The organism is Caballeronia sp. LjRoot29, assembly GCF_964252755.1.
Lineage (GTDB): Bacteria > Pseudomonadota > Gammaproteobacteria > Burkholderiales > Burkholderiaceae > Caballeronia.
The window spans coordinates 1-3,395 of the sequence record NZ_CAXUPU020000077.1; the positions used below are offsets into that span (position 1 = coordinate 1).

Consider the following 3,395-nt stretch of genomic DNA (forward strand, 5'->3'; position numbering starts at 1 on the left):
CAACGAGTATGGTGTGGTAAAAAAAATGTGCTGGTCGATAGCCGACGAGGCCAAGGCAGCGTCTTTGCGGAAATCGAACAGCACATATTATTCGGCTACAGGGTACGGAGGAAGGCCATCAGGTCGGGCTGATCACGCCATTGTTTTTGTACTTCGGCATTGCCTTGCACTTCGCATGTCGCCAGCGCCCGCGCCTTTGTTTCCAGGTTGATCTCGGCATAGATGTTCGTCGTCTCCAACGACACGTGCCCAAGCCAGCCGCGTATCGTATTGATGTCGACACCGGCCTGCAGTAGTAGCGAAGCGGTTGTATGCCGAATCACATGTGGGTGCACATTCTTGCCGGCGAGTGACGGCACGCTGGCTGCAGCACGAATAGCGCAGCGCTTCACCAGAGCATGAATGCCGGAGCGCGTCATCGTCTGATGGAGCCGGTTGAGGAACACAGGTTCGGCGGCGGCCCTGCCTTCAGTCTGTGAGCGCAACGCCTCGATTGTGGATTTCCAGAGCGGGCAGCGGCGATGTTTGTTCCCCTTGCCGACGATGCTGGCCGAACGCGTGTGCCAGTCAATGTCGCCAATCTTGAGCTGCGCGGCTTCGCTTGCACGCGCTCCTGAATTAAACATGAAGAGCAGTAACGCATGTTCGCGCTGCCCCTGTGCTGTATTCATGTCAGAGGCTGCGAGCAGGGCGTCCATTTCCTGCCTGCTAAGGTAGCTGATCTCCGGCCGACTGGTTCTCTTGACGGGAATCAGATGAATCTGTGCCCACCAGTCGACGTATTCCGGTGCATGTTCGCCGATGAAACGAGCCAGCGCATGGATGCCGCCGAGCCGCTGATTTCGTGTGCTGACCATACAGTGGCGCTGTTCTTCCATGTGCGTCAGGAACAGGCGGACCATTTGCGCGGAGAGATCATCAACGCTCAGGCGATCGATCCGTTTGTCGACCTTGGCGGCCAGATACGGAAGCAACAGCATGAGCATGTCGCGGTAACTTTTTTGCGTATTGATGGCAAGGTTACGTTCGCCCACCAGATACTCGATCAGGAACCGCCGGATCCACGGACCCAGCAGAGATGAGTTATTCATGATGCACCTCAAGGAAGTAAGTTTCAAAGCGCGTGCCCGCTTCATTCAGCAACTCGGGCGTCAGAGTGAGGTAGCGCTGGGTGCTCGCGAGATCGATGTGGCCGAGATAGGTGGCCAGTTGCGGTAACAACAGTTGCAACTCCACGCCACCGCGATACCAGGCGATTAGCCGGTGCACTGCGCCTGAGTGCCGCAAATCATGCAGCCTCGGCTGGCAGGACGCACCGCCTTCGCGTTGGATGTTTGCCAGGACGCGCTGTCGCTGAAAGGCCTTGCACACAGCTTTCTGGGTCACAGGGCGACCATCGCGGAAACAGAAGAACGGCGCAGCCGGTGCCTGCCCAAATCTCTGGTTGCGTTGCCGGGCATAGGTTCGCATCGCACTATTCAGATCTGCGCCTAGCGGAACCAGCCTCGATTTATAGAATTTGCTCTCGTGCACGTGCAGGACGGCTTCGTCGAGATTGACGTCCTGCATGGTTAGCCGCAAGGCTTCGCCATGGCGCAGGCAAGCGCCATACAGAATCAGAATGAGTGCACGCAAAACATATGCATCCAGCAGACCGTATGGACTGCATGCCGCCGGAGCCACGTCGAGCAGGCGCTTTAATTCCTGCTGCGAATAGATATAGGGTATCAGCGGTGGCGGCAATTCCGGACTGTAGGGAGAAAGTGGAGAAGCCGAGACATGCCCACGCGAGAGGGCAAAACGAAACAGGCAGTCAAGTACCGACCTTCTCTTGCGCCAATGGTTAGTCAGCGGCCTGTTGCCAGTCAGGAAGTCATGTACCTGCCTGAGCGTGATCGACGTCACATCAATGTTGCCATCAACCCGGCGGCAGAATGAGGCAAGCGTGGCCGCTTCGGAATCAAAGCGCATGCCCAACGCCCGTTTGTGGCTCACGTATTGGGCGACAAGTTCGGAGAGCGTCATAGCAAACTCCCCAGATCGATTTCGGCCACATGCCTCAGTCCGCTCAGGTCAACCTTCGCATAGGTTCTCGTCGACGAAGCGCTGCGATGGCCGAGATGATCGCCGATCTCCTTCAGGGCAAAACCAGCATCGAGTAAGTGCCGGGCATTGGCATGCCTCAAGCAATGTGCGCCACGCCGCGGGATGTCGATGCCAAGCACTGCGAGACGCGATCGGACAATGTCGCTTACGCGCGCAGGTGACAACGGTCGGATCGGCGCCTCAACCGACAGGAACAGCTCACGATGAGCGCTTCGTGGACGCGCCTCCTTCAGGTAACGCAGAATGGCATTCCCAACTGTTGCCACCAGCGGATATTGCTGTGTGCAACGCTGCTTGGGACGATGGACATGAAGGATCTCGCCGCACCAGTCTATATCCTCCAGACGGAGCAGTACCACCTCGCCGCGCCTCAGTCCGTAGACAACCAGCAGCATGATCATCGCACGGTTGCGTAGATCGATCGCACTGTCGCCGACAAAACTGGCGACGAATCTTTGCACGTCCTCCCAATCTGGCCCGAGCGGCAAACCCTCCTCCCTATACACCACGGGTGCTTCAATGCCGCACGCAACGTTGGTAGCCCAGCCTTGTCCTTCTGCATACCGGAAGAAATTGCGCAGCGTGCTCGCAAGCGCGTGCAATGACACTCTGGACCAGCCATGGTTGCCCTGGTACGCGAGGTAGGTGTCGACGTCGTGGATAGTGAGAGCATCAATTGCCCTGTCAGGGCGGCAGACCATCGCCAGAAAATGACCGATCTCATCACGACAGTTTGAAATCGTAGCAGGAGAGAGTCCTCGCTGGTCGCGCATGAAATCGACGTAGTGCTCGACATAGCGAACAAATGGTTCTCTCGTGGGATGCCGTTCCTCCAGACGCCCCAGAAAACACAGCCAGGCCGTGGCGGTATGGATGAACAGAAGCCGTGAGCTGCGGGACTCGTTCGTGCGCTCACTTCGAACGAGACGAATCCGGTGGTCAACCGCAAACGCGATTTCCTCGTGCGTTATTAACCGCGGGCGGGACAGATCCATGCTCTGCGAAAAAACCAGTAGGACCCACGCGATCTTGCGGATCGACTTAGGCGGATAACCCAGTTCCTGACAATGTACGAGGAAGCGTTTCCTGGATTCCACGCAGGGCGCGAGCGTGTGGGCAGCAAGAACATGCGGACGCGTAAAGAGAGTCTCAAACATGATATTCCCCCAATGTTGATCAGTGGAATATCAGTATCAGCCTGAAATTATGTCGCCATGGACGGGTCAACCTGACAGGCAATACAGGGTTATTAAGAGGCACCGCGACATTTTTTTTACCACACCATACTC

Annotated in this window: 3 protein-coding genes; all 3 read right to left on the reverse strand. The window is 56.9% G+C overall.

All coding sequences use genetic code 11. From position 1 onward, the window contains the following. Positions 1 to 95: 95 nt before the first annotated feature. Genes ACSQ83_RS35695 through ACSQ83_RS35705 form a run of 3 tightly spaced genes read right to left on the reverse strand, consistent with a single transcriptional unit; the run spans position 96 to position 3,203 of the window. The gene (locus ACSQ83_RS35695) at positions 96 to 1,091 is read right to left on the reverse strand and encodes a tyrosine-type recombinase/integrase (protein ID WP_436231351.1); all 996 of its coding nucleotides are present in this window, start codon (positions 1,089 to 1,091) and stop codon (positions 96 to 98) included. Beyond that, positions 1,084 to 2,025 (reverse strand): tyrosine-type recombinase/integrase, encoded by a 942-nt coding sequence (locus tag ACSQ83_RS35700; RefSeq protein ID WP_436231352.1) that lies wholly within the window; start codon positions 2,023 to 2,025, stop codon positions 1,084 to 1,086. Before ACSQ83_RS35700 ends, ACSQ83_RS35695 begins: the two co-directional genes overlap by 8 nt. Beyond that, entirely contained in the window at positions 2,022 to 3,203 is a 1,182-nt protein-coding gene (locus ACSQ83_RS35705) for a tyrosine-type recombinase/integrase (RefSeq protein WP_436231353.1), read from the reverse strand. Before ACSQ83_RS35705 ends, ACSQ83_RS35700 begins: the two co-directional genes overlap by 4 nt. Positions 3,204 to 3,395 lie beyond the last annotated feature (192 nt).